Source organism: Thermosynechococcus sp. (assembly GCF_046299655.1).
Lineage (GTDB): Bacteria > Cyanobacteriota > Cyanobacteriia > Thermosynechococcales > Thermosynechococcaceae > Thermosynechococcus.
Map to the genome: position 1 here is coordinate 50,173 of NZ_JBKBHZ010000004.1, position 17,581 is coordinate 67,753.

At 54.0% G+C, this 17,581-nt stretch carries 17 protein-coding genes and 1 pseudogene; 9 read left to right on the plus strand and 9 right to left on the minus strand.

Annotated features, from left to right (window positions below):
- Positions 1 to 108: 108 nt before the first annotated feature.
- Positions 109 to 1,407: pseudogene (locus ACK4HN_RS04040) on the minus strand (4Fe-4S binding protein); the annotation flags it as partial.
- Between the two features lie 209 nt (positions 1,408 to 1,616).
- Between ACK4HN_RS04040 and typA the strand changes: the two are divergent.
- Both typA and ACK4HN_RS04050 read left to right on the plus strand, forming a co-directional pair.
- Positions 1,617 to 3,407, plus strand: a complete 1,791-nt coding sequence (gene typA / locus ACK4HN_RS04045) for a translational GTPase TypA (RefSeq protein WP_409877266.1) — start codon at positions 1,617 to 1,619, stop codon at positions 3,405 to 3,407.
- Positions 3,407 to 3,688, plus strand: coding sequence for a DUF3593 domain-containing protein (locus ACK4HN_RS04050; protein ID WP_409849633.1), 282 nt, complete (start codon positions 3,407 to 3,409; stop codon positions 3,686 to 3,688). The genes typA and ACK4HN_RS04050 overlap by 1 nt, the downstream gene beginning before the upstream one ends.
- A 5-nt stretch (positions 3,689 to 3,693) precedes the next feature.
- Here ACK4HN_RS04050 and ACK4HN_RS04055 read toward each other — a convergent pair whose 3' ends face one another.
- Positions 3,694 to 5,337, minus strand: a complete 1,644-nt coding sequence (locus ACK4HN_RS04055) for an ABC1 kinase family protein (RefSeq protein WP_409868277.1) — start codon at positions 5,335 to 5,337, stop codon at positions 3,694 to 3,696.
- A gap of 136 nt (positions 5,338 to 5,473) precedes the next feature.
- Between ACK4HN_RS04055 and trxA the strand changes: the two genes are divergently transcribed.
- Together trxA and ACK4HN_RS04065 are read left to right on the plus strand one after the other, a co-directional pair.
- Positions 5,474 to 5,788 (plus strand): thioredoxin, encoded by a 315-nt coding sequence (gene trxA / locus ACK4HN_RS04060; protein WP_409849629.1) that lies wholly within the window; start codon positions 5,474 to 5,476, stop codon positions 5,786 to 5,788.
- A gap of 39 nt (positions 5,789 to 5,827) precedes the next feature.
- Positions 5,828 to 7,072 carry a DUF445 domain-containing protein gene (locus ACK4HN_RS04065; RefSeq protein WP_409868278.1) on the plus strand — a complete coding sequence of 415 codons (1,245 nt, stop codon included), beginning with the start codon at positions 5,828 to 5,830 and terminating at the stop codon, positions 7,070 to 7,072.
- On the opposite strand, the gene ACK4HN_RS04070 is transcribed toward ACK4HN_RS04065, so the two are convergent.
- Positions 7,069 to 7,659 (minus strand): DUF3318 domain-containing protein, encoded by a 591-nt coding sequence (locus tag ACK4HN_RS04070; protein WP_409868279.1) that lies wholly within the window; start codon positions 7,657 to 7,659, stop codon positions 7,069 to 7,071. The genes ACK4HN_RS04065 and ACK4HN_RS04070 overlap by 4 nt on opposite strands.
- 120 nt (positions 7,660 to 7,779) lie before the next feature.
- Here ACK4HN_RS04070 and ACK4HN_RS04075 point away from each other — a divergent pair, with 120 nt between their 5' ends.
- On the plus strand, positions 7,780 to 9,051 hold the full coding sequence (locus ACK4HN_RS04075) for an FAD-dependent hydroxylase (RefSeq protein WP_409877268.1): 1,272 nt from the start codon (positions 7,780 to 7,782) through the stop codon (positions 9,049 to 9,051).
- 79 nt (positions 9,052 to 9,130) lie between these two features.
- Complete coding sequence (locus ACK4HN_RS04080) at positions 9,131 to 10,450, plus strand: class I SAM-dependent methyltransferase (protein ID WP_409877270.1); 1,320 nt, start codon at positions 9,131 to 9,133, stop codon at positions 10,448 to 10,450.
- On the opposite strand, the gene ACK4HN_RS04085 is transcribed toward ACK4HN_RS04080, so the two are convergent.
- From ACK4HN_RS04085 to dapF, 4 genes are read right to left on the minus strand one after another with little or no spacing between them, the layout of a single operon-like run.
- Positions 10,442 to 11,557, minus strand: coding sequence for a DUF819 domain-containing protein (locus ACK4HN_RS04085; RefSeq protein ID WP_409868282.1), 1,116 nt, complete (start codon positions 11,555 to 11,557; stop codon positions 10,442 to 10,444). The two genes, ACK4HN_RS04080 and ACK4HN_RS04085, sit on opposite strands and share 9 nt — an antisense overlap.
- A complete protein-coding gene (locus tag ACK4HN_RS04090) occupies positions 11,550 to 12,269 on the minus strand; it encodes a peptidase (RefSeq protein WP_409868283.1) in 720 nt (239 codons plus the stop codon). The genes ACK4HN_RS04085 and ACK4HN_RS04090 overlap by 8 nt, the downstream gene beginning before the upstream one ends.
- Before the next feature lie 9 nt (positions 12,270 to 12,278).
- A complete protein-coding gene (locus ACK4HN_RS04095; RefSeq protein WP_409877271.1) occupies positions 12,279 to 13,181 on the minus strand; it encodes a vWA domain-containing protein in 903 nt (300 codons plus the stop codon).
- A gap of 7 nt (positions 13,182 to 13,188) precedes the next feature.
- Entirely contained in the window at positions 13,189 to 14,049 is an 861-nt protein-coding gene (gene dapF / locus ACK4HN_RS04100; RefSeq protein WP_409868285.1) for a diaminopimelate epimerase, read from the minus strand.
- 29 nt (positions 14,050 to 14,078) lie between these two features.
- Between dapF and ACK4HN_RS04105 the strand changes: the two genes are divergently transcribed.
- Positions 14,079 to 14,297: an Hfq-related RNA-binding protein gene (locus tag ACK4HN_RS04105; protein ID WP_409849612.1), complete on the plus strand. Its 219-nt coding sequence runs from the start codon at positions 14,079 to 14,081 to the stop codon at positions 14,295 to 14,297.
- Here the strand turns inward: ACK4HN_RS04105 and larC are convergent.
- Positions 14,289 to 15,488 (minus strand): nickel pincer cofactor biosynthesis protein LarC, encoded by a 1,200-nt coding sequence (larC, locus tag ACK4HN_RS04110; RefSeq protein WP_409868286.1) that lies wholly within the window; start codon positions 15,486 to 15,488, stop codon positions 14,289 to 14,291. The genes ACK4HN_RS04105 and larC overlap by 9 nt on opposite strands.
- A gap of 20 nt (positions 15,489 to 15,508) precedes the next feature.
- The gene (locus ACK4HN_RS04115; RefSeq protein ID WP_409868287.1) at positions 15,509 to 15,934 is read right to left on the minus strand and encodes an MGMT family protein; all 426 of its coding nucleotides are present in this window, start codon (positions 15,932 to 15,934) and stop codon (positions 15,509 to 15,511) included.
- Positions 15,935 to 16,259: 325 nt separating this feature from the next.
- On the opposite strand from ACK4HN_RS04115, the gene ACK4HN_RS04120 reads away from it, so the two are divergent.
- Both ACK4HN_RS04120 and ACK4HN_RS04125 read left to right on the plus strand, forming a co-directional pair.
- Positions 16,260 to 16,997: a V4R domain-containing protein gene (locus ACK4HN_RS04120; protein WP_409877273.1), complete on the plus strand. Its 738-nt coding sequence runs from the start codon at positions 16,260 to 16,262 to the stop codon at positions 16,995 to 16,997.
- Positions 16,978 to 17,574: a hypothetical protein gene (locus ACK4HN_RS04125; protein WP_409877274.1), complete on the plus strand. Its 597-nt coding sequence runs from the start codon at positions 16,978 to 16,980 to the stop codon at positions 17,572 to 17,574. The genes ACK4HN_RS04120 and ACK4HN_RS04125 overlap by 20 nt, the downstream gene beginning before the upstream one ends.
- Positions 17,575 to 17,581 lie beyond the last annotated feature (7 nt).

The window sequence follows — 17,581 nt, forward strand, 5'->3', positions numbered from 1 at the left end:
AGGACTTGGTTCATAATCTTACTGTATTTCATCAGAGAAAAGATTGCCAGAGCGCGGGGCTCCTGCTGTCTGAGCTGAACCTTGTCGTTGCATCTGATGCCAACCCCATGCCAAGAGTCCCGGCAGAGCTAGGGCTACCACCGCAATCATCCCCTGTAACCAAAAATGAGCTTCTGTCAGTCCCAACCATGCCAAAAGCAGGGGTAAACGGTGTAGCACCACCGCTCCCAAAAGCAAAAACAGCAGGCAAACTTCCGCCGCCGTGGCTTCATGACTAGTCCAGAGATCAATGGCCGGCGGACGCAGATTCACTTCCACCGAGCGATGGGGGCAAGCCTTGAGACAGGTCATACACAAAACGCAGTTGCGGTTATCTGTCAGTTGAGCCGGATGGGAGTAGACGGGACAGCCCCCCGTTTCTTGACCTTCGCCAAGGGCAGGACCGCCTTTGTAGCATTGGTAGGTCTGGCAACTGGCAGCACACACCCCCCGCTGTGCCCGCAATTCAAGAATGGAGAGTTTGCCAAAGAGGCCATTCATGCCACCAATGGGGCAGAGATAGCGACACCAAAAGCGGCGTTCATAGAGCTGGGAAAAAATCACGGCTCCCGCTGTAATCAAGATCAGCAGCCAACTGGATAGATAGGCGGTATTGGGTAAATCCCATAATTCCTCCCACAGGAGAATCACCCCAAAGAGGCCAAAGAGCCCCCAGCCTCCCCAGCGTTCAGCTAGTTGACGCGGCCAAGGCCGCAGCTTCCGAGGCCAGATCTTCAGGGACAGCCTTTGCAGGACTTCGCCGTAGATCATAAAAGGGCAAACCGCACACCAAATGCGCCCCAAAAAGGGAAAAATTAGCAATGAGACCGGCCACCACCACGCCCAAAAGAGGTTCAGGGTAAAGTTGTGTGGGCGATCTTGCGGCCCCCAGAGACTAATAGCGACAATCAGGGGAAAGAGCCAAAGGGTCAGGCTATAGTTGAGGCGATCGAGCCACCACGGACTGCGTAGAAAGGCACCCAATTGGGGATAGGCATTGAGTAGGTTCCAACGAAATCGTCGTTGGCGCGATCGCTCTGGCCAAAAGACCTCTTCCGTGAGCAACTCCGCCCCGTCTGCTTGCACAAGGGCACACTCCACTAGACTCGCCAACTCCCGCAGATTGCCGGGAAAATCATAACTTTGCATCCGTCGTAGGGCTTCGGGGGTGATTCGAGGCTTAGGAATGCCCCGTTGCCGGCAGTAGAGGGCAATATAGTAATTCACCAAGGCTTCAATGTCCGCCTTTGTCACCCGCAGCGGTGGTACTTTAATTTGGTGGTGCACTAGGTCTTGGCAATCGCAGCCTTTCTTTTCGGCAATCAGGATCAATCGCCCCGGAAAGCGGCGGGGGGTGCGGGGGGTCGGCGACTGGTTCATACAAAGAAAGCGATCTGAAGGGAGTATGGATTTGCAGCCAACTCAGGCGATCGATCATCGAGGGCACCCTCCAACAAAATTAGTGATGAGGAAACACCTCACTGCCTATGGCTCAGTTCCCCTACCAAACTGCGCTAGGATTGTAAAGGGTTGTCACACTCCTCAACGCGCTATTCCAAAACCCCTAGGAAGTTACTATGAGTCTGCCGATTCGTAATGTTGCCATTATCGCCCACGTTGACCACGGGAAGACTACCCTAGTGGATGCCCTCCTGCGCCAAGCTGGCACGTTTCGGGAAGGGGAAGACATTCCGGAGTGCGTGATGGACTCCAATGATCTGGAGCGGGAGCGCGGCATTACGATTCTGGCCAAGAATACAGCGGTGCGCTACAAAGACTTGACGATTAACATTGTGGATACCCCCGGCCACGCCGATTTTGGCGGTGAAGTGGAGCGTGTACTTGGCATGGTGGAGGGCTGTCTGCTGATTGTGGATGCCAACGAAGGGCCGATGCCGCAGACGCGGTTTGTCCTCAAAAAGGCTCTTGAAAAAGGTCTGCGCCCCATTGTGGTAGTGAACAAAATTGACCGGCCTCAGGCCGAACCCTACAAGGCCATTGATAAGGTCTTGGACTTATTTATTGAACTGGGGGCGGATGACGATCAGTGTGAGTTTCCCTATCTGTTTGCTTCGGGCTTGGCGGGCTACGCAAAAACGGATCTAGACGAAGAGGGCAAGGACATGCAGCCCCTCTTTGAGGCTATTGTCCGCCATATTCCACCGCCAGTGGGCAGTCCCGATGCGCCGCTGCAACTTCAGGTCACAACCTTGGATTACTCGGAGTACCTCGGGCGAATTGTCATTGGCAAAATCCACAATGGTACCGTGCAAGTCGGGCAGCAGGCGGCCCTAGTCAAGGACAATGGCCAAATTGTCAAGGCAAAGATTACCAAACTCTTGGGCTTTGAGGGACTGAAGCGGATTGAATTGGAAACGGCGAGTGCCGGCAATATTGTCGCGATCGCCGGCTTTAGTGATGCCAACATTGGCGAAACCATCACTGACCCCAACAACCCTCAAGCCCTGCCCCTGATCAAGGTGGATGAACCAACCCTGCAAATGACCTTTGCGGTCAATGACTCCCCCTTTGCAGGTCAGGAGGGAACCTTTGTCACCTCGCGGCAATTGCGCGATCGCCTCTTTCGGGAACTGGAAACCAATGTGGCGCTGCGGGTCGAAGAAACCGACTCCCCCGATCGCTTTGCCGTTTCTGGTCGGGGTGAATTGCACCTTGGCATTCTCATTGAAACGATGCGCCGCGAAGGCTATGAATTCCAAGTGTCTCAGCCACAGGTGATCTACCGTGAAGTGAATGGTCAGCCCTGCGAACCCTATGAATGCTTAGTGCTGGACGTTCCCGATGAAGCTGTTGGTGGCTGTATTGAGCGTTTAGGCCAGCGACGCGGCGAAATGCAGGATATGCAGGTGGGGAGCAATGGTCGGACGCAACTGGAGTTTGTCATTCCAGCGCGGGGTCTGATTGGTTTTCGTGGCGAATTTATGCGCCTAACCCGCGGCGAAGGGATTATGAACCACAGCTTTTTGGACTATCGTCCCTTGGCAGGTGAAATTAGCACCCGTCGCAATGGCGTCTTAATTGCCTTTGAGGAGGGCACGGCCACCTTCTATGCCCTGAAAAATGCCGAAGATCGTGGTGTCTTTTTCATTACCCCTGGTACCAAAGTTTATAAAGGCATGATTGTTGGCGAACACAACCGCCCCCAAGACCTCGAAATCAATGTCTGCAAAGCCAAACAACTCACCAACTTCCGCTCCTCAACGGGGGATGAACTGGTGCAACTGCAAGCACCCGTGGAAATGAGCCTAGAACGGGCACTAGAGTACATCGGCCCCGACGAACTGGTGGAGGTAACGCCTAAATCCATCCGACTACGGAAAATGAGTAAGAAGCTCGTACGGCGCTAATGCTGACGAATGCCTTTTTTGCCCTCTCGCTGTTTCCCTATTTGGGGTTTTTGTACTTCATGACCCGCAACCCCAACACCCCCCGTCTAGCCCTCATTGGCTTCTATGGGACACTGGTCTTTGTCGCGGTCACGATTCCAGCGGGACTCTATGCCCAAAAGGTCTATGGAACAAGCTTAGCTAATGTGGATGCCTTACACGGGGGAGCAGAATTTTTTCTGACGTTGGCCAATATCCTCATTGCCCTAGGCTTTCGCCGCGCCCTCCAGCAATCCTCCTAGGTCACTTATTGCCAGCGGCGTAACCAAAGAAAGCGGAGCCAACTGCGCAGAAAGGCCAGCCCCGCTAGCGCTGCCACTGTAAAAAGGGCGATCGCCCCCCCCAAGGCTTTGGCTGACCATAACATCGCTCCTGCCAAAAGGGTAAAACCAGCCAACCCTAAATAGACTAGGCAAATCAACAAACTCTCAATTCGCCGCAGTTGCCGCTCCGTTGTCGGATTGTGCACTGAAAGTTGCAGTTCGCCACGCGCCAACCGTTCCTCTAACTGTTGCAGCCGCACTTCAACTCGACTGGGCTGCTGGAGCCGTTGGTGGATTAGGGTTTGAGTCTGCCGAATCAGGTCTCGCCAGCTTCCCCGTGAATGTCTCATCAACTGCCTGACAAAGGGTTGGGCTGCTGCACTGAGGTTGTACTCAGGGTCTAAACTGCGGGCAATGCCATCGAGGGTGGTCAGTGACTTGAGAATATAGGTCATCTTTGCGGGTAGGCGAAAGGGTTGCTGCTCAAAAAGGGCATACACATCCTGTTGCAATTCCTTAAAGGCGGTTAAATCCACAGGCCGTTCGGTAAATCGATCTAGAATCAATTGCATAATCCGTTGCAGGGGTACTCTGTCGGTGACAGGTATCAATAGCCCCAGTTCAATCAAAGCAGCAATCACGCGATCGCTATCCTTTTGCAGCACGGCAAGAAAGGTCTGCACCATCCGCTGCTGATTGAGGGCAGGGATTTCCGTCATCATGCCGTAGTCATAGAAGATGAGATCGCCCTCTTTTGTGACTGCCAAATTCCCCGGATGGGGGTCAGCATGGAAAAAACCATCAATCAATAACTGTTTGAGATAGCAACAAATCCCCCGTTGATTGATCTCTTGGGGATTCAAGCCAAAGGCCTCAATCGCAGCTCGATTGTCAATGCGAATGCCGGGAAGATACTCCATCGTCAGGATATAGCGGCAGGTGTGTGTCCAATAGACCTTGGGGATGCGAATATGGGGGTCTTGGGCAAAGTTGGCACGAAAGCGATCGGCATTTTGCCCCTCTTGAATGTAATCAATTTCCCGTAGCAGAATACTGAAGAATTCTTCATAGATCTCCTGAAGGGCATAGGGGCGTAGCCAGGGCAGCCAGCGATCGCCCCAATGAATGAGTTCCCCAATGGCCAGATAGTCCAGATACAGTTTCGCCTCTAGGTGTGGCCGTTGCACCTTCACCACCACCTCTTCCCCACTGTGGAGCGTTGCGCGATGCACTTGACCTAGACTGGCGGCGGCAAGGGGCTTGGGATCAAATCTGGCGTAGAGATCCCCAAGGGACTGCCCCAAGTGCTGCTCAATGAGGGCGATCGCCAGCTGCGAGTCAAAAGGCGGCACCTGATCCTGTAGTTTTCTCAAGGCCTCGATATAGGCGGGGGGCAACAGATCAAACCGCGTCGAGAGAAATTGGCCAATTTTAATAAAGGTCGGCCCTAAAACCAGTAATTGCCGCACCAGCCAGCGGGCACGTTGAGCTTGGGCGCGATCGCCCCGCCGCCAGACAGAGTCCCACAACAGTTGACCGCCAAAGCGCCCCACAACCCCCAGAATTTGGCTCACACGGCGCAACAGTAACCAGCAACTTGGACGATAGGGAGAGGCAGTCCTCAGCATGCAGCAGCCATCACAACACAGAGCCAACCTCAACAATACCCCCTTTCTTAGGGGCGTTCAGAGTGGCTTTGCCCGCCTCTCCCCGGTTGCCTTTGCCGTGTCTATGATGAGGATAGAGTCCTAATGGGAATTTGCTATGGCGACAACACGGCAATTCAGTAGCTTTAGCGATCTGTTGGCCACCACAGAGAAGCCGCTCCTCGTTGATTTTTATGCTGACTGGTGTGGCCCCTGTCGCATGATGGCGCCGATTCTGGAGCAGGTCAAACAAGTCTTGAAAGCAGGCGTTGAGGTCGTCAAAATTGACTCGGAGCGCTATCCCCAACTCTCCAGTCAGTACCGTGTGCAAGCGCTGCCCACCTTGATCCTCTTCCAGCGTGGGCGTGAAGTTCGCCGCTGGGAAGGGGTTCAACCGCCAGAAGTTCTCATTGATGCCATTCGCCGCCTGTAAAATGCTTCACAAGTAAGCGGTTCGAGGAATCACTCAGGATTGGCCGATATCAACTATTGGACACTGCTTGTACCACCGTTGGCGGGGGGCGTCATCGGCTACTTTACAAATGACTTGGCAATTACCATGCTCTTTCGCCCCTACAAGCCGATTTACGTGGGGGGCAAGCCTCTTCCCTTTACCCCCGGTCTTATTCCCCGCAATCAGGAGCGGCTGGCACGGCGTATTGCGGATGCCATCTTGGGTTCTCTGCTCACCCCAGAGGAGCTGCAAAACCTAGCGCGGCGGCTGTTGCAAGTACAACGAGTCAAGGCAGTCATCCACTGGCTGCTCCAAACCAGCCTGAGTCAAATTCAAGAGCAAAGCGAACAGCGATCGGCGCAAGTCTTGGCCAATATTCTGCGGGATTTTTTTGGCAGTGCCTTGCCCCGTTTAATCAAGGTGTGGTCGCGGCGGGAAGATTTTCTGGAGCTGCAACTGAATCAACTTTTCGATCAAGTCTTGGTGGAGCTGCAACTGAGTGAGGAACAGGCAGAGAAACTGGCAGATTGGTTGTTGTCGGTGATCTTACCCCCCGATCGCCTGCGACTGGCCATCATTGACTTTCTCACCGATCGCACGATTAATGTCCTCGATCAAGAGTTGCGGCAAAATACGAGTGGCACCTACTGGGTGGTGGCTAATCTGGTGGGGGTGCGCAATACTTTGATTCGCCTGCGGGAATATTGCCTCAATGAACGGGAGGCCTGTAACCGTCGCCTTGGAGAATTAATGACGGCATTGGCACTGCGGCAACGCTTGGTGGAAGCGCTGCAGAATATCACCCTGCAAAGTTTGCCCCTCGGTACGGTGCGGGAGCTACGGCAATTCTTTCGGCAGACAGTGCGCAGTTATCTTCAGGAGCAGGGCTATAGTGTCATTGAAACGGTGAGTCAAACGGTGGAGTGGGAAACGATTTCCCTGAGTATTTTGCGACGCCTGCGGGATTCGGCGAGTCTGGGTGCCTCCTTGGAAGTGGTCAGTGATGAGTTGGCTTTAGTACTCGATCGCTATCTGGAGCGGGATATGGAGGTGATTATTGAACGAGCCATCCCCATCTTGGATTTGGATCGGGTGATTGTGGATCGGGTGAAGGCCACCTCCCCGCAAAATCTGGAACTGGCGATTCAGGGGATTGTGCGCAGTGAGTTGCAAGCGATTGTCCGCTTGGGGGGGATTCTGGGCTTTTTAATTGGCCTCGTCCAAGCCGGCTTTTTGTACTGGCAAAGCCTGCAAGCCCCCTAAACCGAAACTTTGACCTCCGATTCCCCCGCCAACTGGCGCAGGTTTTGGCAGCGAATGAGTTCGGTGACATCGAGGAGGGGACGGCGTTCCAATTCTGCCACCTGAGCAATACCGGCAAGGAGGGCTTTGGCAGCCTCTTGTTCGCTATAGCCGCGCCGTTGAGCCAATTGCAGGGCTTGGCGATCCGCTGCCACTTCCACGGGAATGCCCCGCGTATTTTGCCACACTTGAAGGCCAGAAAAGGTGGTTAGCCCCCCTGCGACTACAATCCCTACGGGGTCTGCTTGGAGAACTTGCAAGATGGTACCCAGCAAGCCTGCCACCGTGAGTCCTTGGTAGAGGTCAAGTTTGATCAAACCAGTGGTGTTAAACCAAGCCACTGCCCGCAGCAATAAAAGATCACGCTCTGGGGTATCGAGATGCTGCCACAGGCGAAAGTTAATTTCAATCGGGCGATCGCCCCAAGGGAGAGCGGGCTGATAGCGCAGGACTTGGCTTTGTTGTGGACGCGAAACCAATTTACAGCGCATCCGTGCCGACGCCGGCATTAGATCAAGCAGACGACGAATCTCAGCCTCTGGGGTCATAGGGATAGTTACGCAATCAATGCTCTGCCCCTAGTCTGCCATTACGGTACCTTTTCGGCAATCTTCTGGATTCCTTAGAATAAAGGGGCATGTGTTTTTTGCGCCCAAATCAAAATGGTGATGACATCGACCTTTGCCCCCTCAGAACAATCGCTGGTTGCTTCTCCTCAAGAACTGCCCGCCGTGGATGTGGCGATTGTGGGCGCAGGGATTGTGGGTCTGAGTTTGGCCTGTGCTCTACGCAACAGTGGCCTAGCGATCGCCCTCATTGAGGCCATCCCCTACGCGCGGGAAAATACGAAAGGTCAAGCCTACGCCCTGCACCAAGTCTCCCGCCGCTTCTTTGAGTGGATAGGGGTGTGGAATCAGCTGCTACCCCATGTGCAGCCCTTTGAGCTAGTGCAACTTTCCGATGGGGAGTATCCCTTGCAGGTTTACTTTCATCCAGAAGATTTGGGCACAGAGGCCGTGGGTTATGTGGGTGAACATGCAGTAATTGCCGAGACCCTCCAGGGCATTTTACAGTCTGCTAGGAACGTCACATTTTACTGCCCGTGGCGAGTGGTCACTAATGAGGTGAAGGGTGATCGCGCTGAGTTGACACTGATCTCTGGTGACCCTGCCGCACCCAAAGTGGCTTACTTGACCACACGTTTAGTGGTTGGGGCAGATGGTGGTAAGTCTCCCCTGCGGCAGCAAATGGGCATTGAACCCAAGGGCTGGCAATATGGTCAGTCCTGTGTGGTGGCCACCCTCGATGTTACCCATCCCCAACCCGTGATTGCCTATGAACGCTTTTGGCCAACAGGACCCATGGGGGTACTGCCCCTACCGAGAAATCGCTATCGGGTGGTTTGGACGCTGCCCCACCCAGAGGCGCAAGCCGTTGCTGCCCTCGACGATCGCGCCTTTGTAGCGAAACTTCAGCCCTATCTTGACCCACGGATGGCGGAGATTACCGCTGTGAGCGATCGCTTTATTTTCCCAACGCAACTCATGCAGGTCACCTCCTACGTGGGCGATCGCTTTGTGGTGATTGGTGATGCGGCTCACCGCTGTCATCCGGTGGGAGGTCAGGGGCTAAATTTAGGTCTGCGGGATGTATGGGCACTGGCGCAACAGATTCTCGCCACTCCTTCTGAGAGACTGGGCGATCGCTCTTCGTTGATGCAATTTCACCGCCAACGCTGGTGGCAAAATGCCTTGACCCTTGCCTTTACCGATATGCTCAATCGGCTCTTTTCTAATGCGTGGTGGCCTGTGGTGGGGGTGCGCCGCTGGGGTTTGTGGCTGTTGCGAACTGTTTCCCCCCTCAAGCATCTGGTGCTGCGGTTTATGGCCGGTCTCCTGCTGCCTTTGCCGAGCGATTGTAAACTCCCCAGAGCGCGTTAAAACTTTCTACGCAATTATCTTCGGTGCAATCATTCTGTAGTATCAATTTGACAAAGAAATAAGCGCTTTGGAGAAAGGAATGGCTGCTACCGATGAGCTAGAGAAAGTTCGCCGCCAGTTTGACTACGGCCCCTATCCGCGGATTCCTATTGAGAAAACCCCCAAGGATGACCCCAATGTGCTTTTTGTCCACGATTTGGTCACTGCCTTTTATCGGCGAGATCATCGGGTGTCTGAAACAAAGGGGCGGCGGATTCTGGATGCCGGGTGTGGTACGGGCTATAAGTCTTTAGTACTGGCGATCGCCAACCCCGGCGCGGAAATTATCGGTATTGACCTGTCCCCTGAGTCGGTAAAGCTGGCAAGGGAGCGGATAAAGTTTCATGGGGTTGACAATGCCCACTTTGAAGTTCGCTCTATTTTAGATCTGCCCAGTTGGGGGGAGCAGTTTGATTACATTAACTGCGATGAAGTCCTGTATCTGCTCCCCGATCCTGTCGAGGGTCTTCAAGCCCTTAAAAGTGGGCTCAAACCCCATGGAATTCTTCGAGCCAATCTCCACAGTGCGCTGCAACGCTTCCCTTTCTTTCGTGCCCAAAGTCTTTTTAAGTTGATGGGCTTGATGGACGACAATCCCGAAGAAATGGAAATGGACATCGTCCGCGAGATTATGAAAGAACTTAAGGATGGCGTGGATCTCAAAGCTCGCACCTGGAACCCCCGCTACGAACAGGAGGAGAGCAATGAGGCCCTCTTGGCCAACCATCTGCTAGTGGGAGATAAAGGCAGCACGATTCCCCAACTCTTTCAATACTTAGGGGCAGCTGGTCTAGAATTCATTTCCATGGTTAACTGGCGCCACTGGAATCTGGTGGATCTCTTCAAAGACCCAGACAATCTGCCCACCTTTTTGGCGCTGAGCTTACCCGATGTGCCGCAGTCGGTGCAGTTGGAGATGTATGAGCTGCTGCATCCGGTACATCGTCTCTTGGATTTTTGGTGTAGTCCGCAACCCCGTGCCACTGTACCCGACCTAGGGGAATGGTCTGAGGAGCAGTGGAATCAAAGCACGATTTATCTGCATCCGCAACTGCGGACGGAAACTATTAAGGAAAAATGGCTGGGATACCTCAATGACCGCATCATTGTGGATCTGGGCACGTTTATGTCCTTCTCTAGTCCCGGCCCGGTCTATATTGATCCCCTTGGGCTGGCAACACTGCTGCCTCTGTTTGATCAGCCCTTGGCCTTTTCAGCGTTGTGCGATCGCTACCAACGCCTAGCCCCCCTTGACCCTGTCACACTGGAACCCATTGAGCCAAAAGTCGCACGGCAACAACTGCAAGCCCTCTTGACCCGCTTGGAATTGAGCTTATTTGTCTTGGTCAGCCTACCCTAGGCCGATCCAGCGAAGAGCTTCAGCCAGCGCCAGTCCCAAATAGTTGGCGATCGCGTAGCCAACCAGTCCCAAGGTAATCCCTACTCCCATTAACTGGGGCTGATGCCGACCCGTTGCTTGGGCAATGGCTGTGGTTGGTCCCCCGACGGCGGCTTGGGAGGCAAGGGCAATCAGTTCCACATCCAACTTCAAAAGTGCCCCAAGGCTGAAGGTGACAAGACCGTGGGTAAAGACAATCACCGTGGTAAAGAGAATCATTTCCAGTCCCACTGGAATCAGGGAGGGCACATGGGTACCGGCACCAATCACCGTAAAAAAAAGATTCAGGCCAAACATTCCCAAAGCGCCCGTACCCCGCAGATAGCGCATCCACTTAAATTGCGCCAACGCCAAGCTGAGGGTGGTGAGCCAGACAACAGTGGGAATCAGCGGCCAAAACTGATGCAGTGCCGTTGCCAGTACCAAGATAGCCACAGCCAAGCTGAGGAGAATAGCTAAATCTAGGGGGGTGATCGCTGAGGCCGTCGGCAGAGGGGTCACAGTAGCAGCTTCCTGGGCTTCGGCTTGGGGATAAAATCGCAATAACACTGAGGGTAGAGCTAGGGTTGTGCCTAACCAAATCGCCGTGAGCAGGTTGTCCGCCGTCGTAGCCGCACTAAAGAGTAAATCCGAAAGGTTGAGGGCACGCCCCACCCCTACAAAGTTGATGCTGCCGCCAATGTAACTCGCTGCCAGACTGCCCGCCAAGCGAGGGGTATCCTCTAGAAAGCGACTGTGAAACAGCACACTGGCAAGGAGAGCACCTACCAAGGTTCCAAAGCTGGCAAGGGCAAAGGCCAACAGGGCTGATCGCCCCAAGCGCCGCACATCCTGCAAATTCACCAGCAGCAGTAGCCAGACGATCGCCAAGGAGGTAATCGTGCCGTAGATCGTGTCATAGACCGGCGATTGTTGGGGAATAAGACCCAAATTTGCACAGAGGGCCGCCAACATCAAAATGATCAGTGAAGACCCCAAGCGAGCGGCCCAGCGGAAGCGATGCTCTAGCCATAGCCCTAGAGCTGTCAATGTCAATAGAATGCCCCAGAGGGTCAAGGATTCATCCATGGGGCGTTAACTCCGGTAGCCGCTGTCCCAACCGTGTGGGTTGCTCATAGACCCGCCGCAGGGTATTCACATCCCGCTGCGAAATCGGCGGTGGATCCGCCACTTGGGCAAAATAGAGGGCATCAGTGGGTAAAGGGCTATGTCCCCAAATGCCGAGGGCATGACCCAGTTCATGGCGCAGTGCTGCAAGGACAAACTTACGTGCTTGACTAGGACGCACCACAACACGGCAGCGATGGCGCAGCACGCCTTGACTATCCACAAAGAGTTCGTAGCTGGTTTCCGCAAAGCGGGCGCGGCGGTTGTGTTGATCCGTGGGTCGCTGCGAGAGCAGGCGAATATTGGCCGGTAAATGGGCATCCACAACTTCTAGGGGCAAATAGGCGGACCACTCCCGAATGGCCTGCTCTGCTGCTGCTTGCCACACATGGTTTGGATCCCACTGCGGCGGTTCAATGGCAACGGTGACTGGGAACTCTGTCCACAGCAGATAGCCTACTTCCACTGGTTGAACTTCATCAAAATAGTCTTCGCCTTTCCTAGGAATCTCAGCTAGGGAGGGGGGCAATGGATAGTGTACTGCCGCTGGCAATTGGATATTCTGGCGGGTCAGATTTGCGGTGCCTGCCAAGGACTCCCAATTCCCTTGGGTACCGCCCAGCATCAGTCCTAGAGCAACTATGCACACCAACAGCCACCAGCGATGCTTCATACTTGCTCCTCAACAGGTCTGTAGAAAGGGCCAGCCCGGAAATCGCCAGAGAATAATGGGAATTGCCACTGTCCAGAAAAAGGCATTGAGTAGGGCAATTTGACCCGCGAGATTCATCGGCAGATGCAACCATCCCTGCAACACCCAGCGATCCAAGGGCAAGACCAAGAGCCACATGAAACAAATGACGGCCATTCCGCCCCAAAAGATCGGCCAGCGGGCATTACTATTGAAGCCCTCAAAAAAGGTTTGACCCACCAGTTCTTCGAGAATGGCGACGGGGGCAGAGCGGTATTGCCCACCCGTGATTTGGGTGGCGGCAGCCAGTTGGGGGGCATGATCACCGACAACAATGGCATTGATTTTCACCCGCTGTTCGCGGGCATTGGCAACGACATCTGGATTGACTGGCGCTTCACCATCGGTAATGAGGAGCAGTTCGCGGCAGCGATTGGGAATCTGTTGCAGTTGTTGGGTGGCCATGGCGATCGCCCCCGAAAGATTGGTTTCCGTGGGATCGACTTGGGCGAGCAAGTCACTGCGATTCAGGGCTTGATCCAGTTGAGTGAGCAGGAGATCACCATTGGTCTCAAATCGGGGGGTGAGAAACACCACATTGCGGCCAAAGCCGTGGATCATCACCTCGTTAGGGTTCTTCAGCTCCCGTTGGTTGCGTTGCAAGTAGAGCTTGGCAGCAAGCACTTGCTGCGCCATCACGGTTTGCGGTTGATTAAATTGCAACGGATTATTGCCAAATGTGTTGCCACTAAGATCAAGGGAGAGCACCACGGCAACACTGGGGCGTCCCCAATTCAACAATGAAAAGAGCAGCGCTAGGAGCACACAGCCAATGAAAAGAATGAGGGGAATCTGAAAAAGAGGGTAATACCACAGTTGTTGCCGACGGCTCATAGCTCACCTAGGGCAGGGTACCACTAAAGACTGCGAGGGCAGGCCCAGTCATATACAGATGTTGGCTAGGTAAATCCCAGCGAATATGGAGGTCACCCCCCGGCAGTTCAACCGTGGCTTGGGCTTGATTGCCCACAGGACTGAGGCGATTGGTCAAAACGGCAGCGACCAAGGTGGCACAGGCGCCCGTTCCACAGGCAAGGGTCATACCAGCTCCCCGTTCCCAGACGCGCATCCGCAGGCGATCGCTCCCTAGGACTTGGACAAACTCAGTATTAGTACGCTGGGAAAAGACGGGGTGATGCTCAAACTGCGGGCCAAGGGTGGCTAGATCAACTGCCGCCACATCTTCAACAAACGTGACACAATGGGGATTTCCCATACTGACGCAGGTCACCAACCACGAGCGATCGCCCACCATTAGGGGCACATCAATCACCTTTTGATTTGCAGCTGACAAGGTGGTGGGAATCTGCTGCGCCAAGAGTTGGGGTTTGCCCATATCCACCGTCACCTGACCATCCGCCTGCACCTCGGGCACAATGAGACCGGCAAGGGTGTCAATGCGGTAGCGCACAATTTCGCCAGCAGCGCGCCCCTCAAGGGCAAAAATAAACTTGGCCAAACAGCGAATGCCATTGCCGCACATTTCGGCCACTGAGCCATCGGCATTGTACATCCGCATGCGGTAGTCACTTTCCCCTGTCCCTGCCAGCAAAAAAATGACGCCATCGGCGCCCACGCCAAAGTGGCGATCGCACCAGTGCTGGGCTTGTTCTGGGGTTAAGAGCAGCTCTTCCTGATGGCGATTGTCAATGAGTAGGAAATCGTTCCCTAACCCTTGGTACTTCTGAAAAGAGAGGCGCATAGAATTGAAAAGGTACAAGAGGGAAATCCATGACCGACGAATTCAATACGGCATTGCCCAGTATTCGCCAGTTGCAAACCTTCATTAAAGATAGCACTGAGGTTGAAGTCAAGCTCAGCACCAGTGATCTTGTCGTCGGCAAGGTGCGCTGGCAAGATGCGAATTGTCTTTGTGTTGTGGATCACTACGATCAGCCCACGATTATTTGGAAGCAAGCCATTGTTTTTATTAAACCCAAGCTAGCCTAGGGGCCACAGTTGCAGTGCCACTGCCAAGGCCTCTTGATAGACCACCTGCCAAGGTTGCTGATGCTGGCGGGCAAGGGCAGCACAGTCTTCGTATTCGGGCTGCACATTCAGCCACTGTCCTTGGTGTTCGGCCACTTTTACCCGTACTTCCCCAAAGGAGGTGGCGATGGTTTTGATTTGGCGTTCAAGGATATATCGCTCCTGTACCTGCCGCCGCAGCCCCAGTGTTGTGGTTTCCCGAAAGAGGGTCTGGACACAGGCGGCCTCAGCACTGGGGGGACACAATACCGTGAGTAAAGCCCCCAAGCGGGACTTTTTCATCGTAATGGGTTGATAAAACACTTCAATCGCACCAACGGCATAGAGTTGGTCGAGGGTATAGCTGAGGGCTTGGGGTGTCATGTCATCCAGTTGGGTTTGCAGTTCGATAATGGTTTTTGCTGTTGCTGTTTCCACTGAATCTGGCAGCCTGCCCAACCAGAGACGCAGGAGATTCGGTAGGGGCAACTCCTGACTGCCGGCGCCTAAACCCACCCGTTGCAATGTCATCGCTGGCGGCGCCCCAAAGCCCTCACTCAGGGCACAAACTAAAGCAGCCCCGGTGGGCGTGACCAGTTCTTTTTCAATACCATTGCTGTAGAGGGGGACTTGGTACATTTGGCACAGTTGCAAGACAGCGGGAACGGGGACTGGCAGTTGACCATGGGCGGCTTTGACCGTGCCGCCGCCGGTGGGTAGAGCCGAGCAGTAAATGTGACTAACATCGAGGTAATCTAACCCCAAGCAGGTGCCGACAATATCCACAAGGGCATCTACCGCCCCCACTTCGTGGAAATGCACTTTTTCTGGCTCAATGCCATGCACGGCTCCCTCAGCAATGGCCAAGGCCTCAAAGACCTTAAGACTCCAGTCGCGGGCGCGATCGCTCAGATCGGCAGCACGAATTTGCTCTGCAATGTCCGGCCAATGGCGATGGTGATGGGAGTGGCGATCGCGCAAATGCACCTGTGCTTTTAACCCCCGCTGTCCCTTGCGCTGCACCGTTTCCGTCGTCAACTCAAACTCATCGGCAATTCCGAGCTTTGCCAACTGGCTTTGGAGATAGTCGAGGGGAACCCCCAGATCAAGCAGAGCACCCAAGCACATATCCCCCGCCACCCCAGCAGGGCAGTCAAAATAGGCAACAGTCATGGTAGATTCTAGGCGCAACACTAAAAGTTATGGTAGCAAGGCGGGATTAAAAGTCTGTCTCTAGGAATTTTCTTGGGAGGAGGGGCAGTCTCAAATAACGGTTGATAAAAGGTTGCTGACGGTTGCCACTGGTAGCGCCTTAAGTCAATGCGATCGCCCGCCTCAAAAATAATCCCCTCTGCCTCTAGGCGCCAGCGCTGCAATTCATCCGTGCCTCGGCGTTGGGGCGCGTAGGAAATTTTGCCTTGGGCATTGACCACCCGATGCCACGGAATCTTAGAATTTGGTGCCACTTGATAAAGGGCATAGCCCACATAGCGCGCATGACGCGGCCAACCACAGAGAGCGGCAATTTGGCCATAGGTGGCCACACGCCCCAGGGGAATTTGCTTCACCAGCCAATAAATTTTTTGTTGAAACGTGAGTGTTTGAGCTGCCTGCGTCATAGGAAAGTAAATTTTTGCATTTTAGACTACATCCAGCCGCAGAAATCCGTATTTCCACGGAAAAAGTTTCAAGGGTAATCCTCTAGGAGAAACCTTAGATTTAAGGTTAAGGGCAGTAACAGAATTACTAAATTCAGTTAAGAATCTTTGCCGCCTCAGAGGAAGATGCGTCATGATTTAAGCAGTGATACTGTGGCGGCAAAAAGTTCAGTTCTCACCTGTTTTTTTATGCAATTCATTTTTTGTAAACGATACACTCCTATGCTTTTTTGAGGTTCAAATTGTCTTTGCCGACATCCTTGATGCTACTTGATGGAGTCGCCCTATGACCATAACTACTGCCCGACCCCAAGCCACTACTGGCGATCGCTACGGTGTGAACCATCTCCTCCGCAAAAAATACCCGAAACGTCACCATCACTACGCTTTTTGGGACTTCTTTCACTTCGATAGCGATCGCGGTACCTACACCGATTGGAACAATGCCCGTAACCTCTTGGTGACCGAAGATTTCATCATTGGCCTCATTGAGGGTCTTGAAGAGGAAGTTGGCCCTGCCGCCAGCGTCGTCATGTACAAAATTGGTGAAGAATGGGGACGGCGCGATGCCCAGTTTTTTGCTGAGTGGTTTCCCAGCGAATATGGCTATGAGCAGGGGATCAAGCAGATGCGGCTCCCCTACGTTCTTGAAGCTTGGTGGTGGCCCTGCACAACCCAAGGCTGGGGCAACTGGGAAGTGGATCTCAGCGAGCAAAAACACGGCTTCATGTTCATCAACATCTTTGATTCGGTGGTGGCGCGTACCTTGGGGGATGTGGGTCGACCCGTGTGCCACCTCTATGCAGGACTCTTTGCCGGTTTCTTCAGTGGCCTGATTCACAAAGAACTCAGTTGTATTGAAATCCAGTGCTACGCTATGGGAGAAACCTATTGCAAATTCCTGCTCGGCAAGCAGGAGCGCATTGACGCTGCGGCCTTCTGGCAAAATGAGGGCGCTTCCGCCAAGGATATTGAAAAACGGCTCCGCAGTGGAGAACTGGTCTATGAAAAACCTAAACGGTAATTGGCACAAGCAAGCTGTTGCCCAGTTTTTTGAGGGGTTGAACTGGCTGGGCTTGGTGCACCAGCAGCCGGTGGCAGAAGCGCGGGTGCTCAATTGGCAATCCCTGAAAGTGGGGGAATTCTGGCAGCGGGTCAATTGGCTGGGGCTTGAGGTCAAAGGGGCAACTGCCTACGGCACGCTACGCGAACGCCCCACTAGCCCTACAGAATGGCCCAGCTACCGCGTCAAAGACTTCTTTGGCCGCATGAACTGGGAAGGGATTGGGGGCATCTTGCCTGCCCTCTCAGCCCCTCCAGAGGGAGAAATTGTGGCTCCCCCGGCTGCTGCCCCTGCCACTCCTTGGGCAGCATGGTCTGTTGAAACTTTTTTCCGCCAACTCAATTGGGAAGGCCATCCTGAGCACGCCGTTTCCCTTCAACCGAACCTCTCCCTCTGGCGCCTATCGGTCAAAGACTTCTGTGCCAGTCTGCCTTGGGTCGGTCAGCCGGCGATCGCCCAAGTGAGTAAAGTAGAACCCGCACCACCGCCCCCCGTAGAACCGCAAGTTACCCTCTCAGACTTATCAAATCTGTTTTAGGAGATCC

Bases quoted from the DNA above. Each gene is read 5' to 3' on its own strand.
- ACK4HN_RS04055 (WP_409868277.1), bottom strand. From the start codon at position 5,337: ATGCTGAGGACTGCCTCTCCCTATCGTCCAAGTTGCTGGTTACTGTTG.
- ACK4HN_RS04090 (WP_409868283.1), bottom strand. From the start codon at position 12,269: ATGAAGCATCGCTGGTGGCTGTTGGTGTGCATAGTTGCTCTAGGACTG.
- ACK4HN_RS04125 (WP_409877274.1), top strand. From the start codon at position 16,978: ATGAAAAACCTAAACGGTAATTGGCACAAGCAAGCTGTTGCCCAGTTT.
- ACK4HN_RS04105 (WP_409849612.1), top strand. From the start codon at position 14,079: ATGACCGACGAATTCAATACGGCATTGCCCAGTATTCGCCAGTTGCAA.
- ACK4HN_RS04120 (WP_409877273.1), top strand. From the start codon at position 16,260: ATGACCATAACTACTGCCCGACCCCAAGCCACTACTGGCGATCGCTAC.
- ACK4HN_RS04085 (WP_409868282.1), bottom strand. From the start codon at position 11,557: ATGGATGAATCCTTGACCCTCTGGGGCATTCTATTGACATTGACAGCT.
- ACK4HN_RS04075 (WP_409877268.1), top strand. From the start codon at position 7,780: ATGACATCGACCTTTGCCCCCTCAGAACAATCGCTGGTTGCTTCTCCT.
- trxA (WP_409849629.1), top strand. From the start codon at position 5,474: ATGGCGACAACACGGCAATTCAGTAGCTTTAGCGATCTGTTGGCCACC.
- ACK4HN_RS04115 (WP_409868287.1), bottom strand. From the start codon at position 15,934: ATGACGCAGGCAGCTCAAACACTCACGTTTCAACAAAAAATTTATTGG.
- ACK4HN_RS04050 (WP_409849633.1), top strand. From the start codon at position 3,407: ATGCTGACGAATGCCTTTTTTGCCCTCTCGCTGTTTCCCTATTTGGGG.
- ACK4HN_RS04095 (WP_409877271.1), bottom strand. From the start codon at position 13,181: ATGAGCCGTCGGCAACAACTGTGGTATTACCCTCTTTTTCAGATTCCC.
- ACK4HN_RS04070 (WP_409868279.1), bottom strand. From the start codon at position 7,659: ATGACCCCAGAGGCTGAGATTCGTCGTCTGCTTGATCTAATGCCGGCG.
- ACK4HN_RS04080 (WP_409877270.1), top strand. From the start codon at position 9,131: ATGGCTGCTACCGATGAGCTAGAGAAAGTTCGCCGCCAGTTTGACTAC.
- larC (WP_409868286.1), bottom strand. From the start codon at position 15,488: ATGACTGTTGCCTATTTTGACTGCCCTGCTGGGGTGGCGGGGGATATG.
- typA (WP_409877266.1), top strand. From the start codon at position 1,617: ATGAGTCTGCCGATTCGTAATGTTGCCATTATCGCCCACGTTGACCAC.
- dapF (WP_409868285.1), bottom strand. From the start codon at position 14,049: ATGCGCCTCTCTTTTCAGAAGTACCAAGGGTTAGGGAACGATTTCCTA.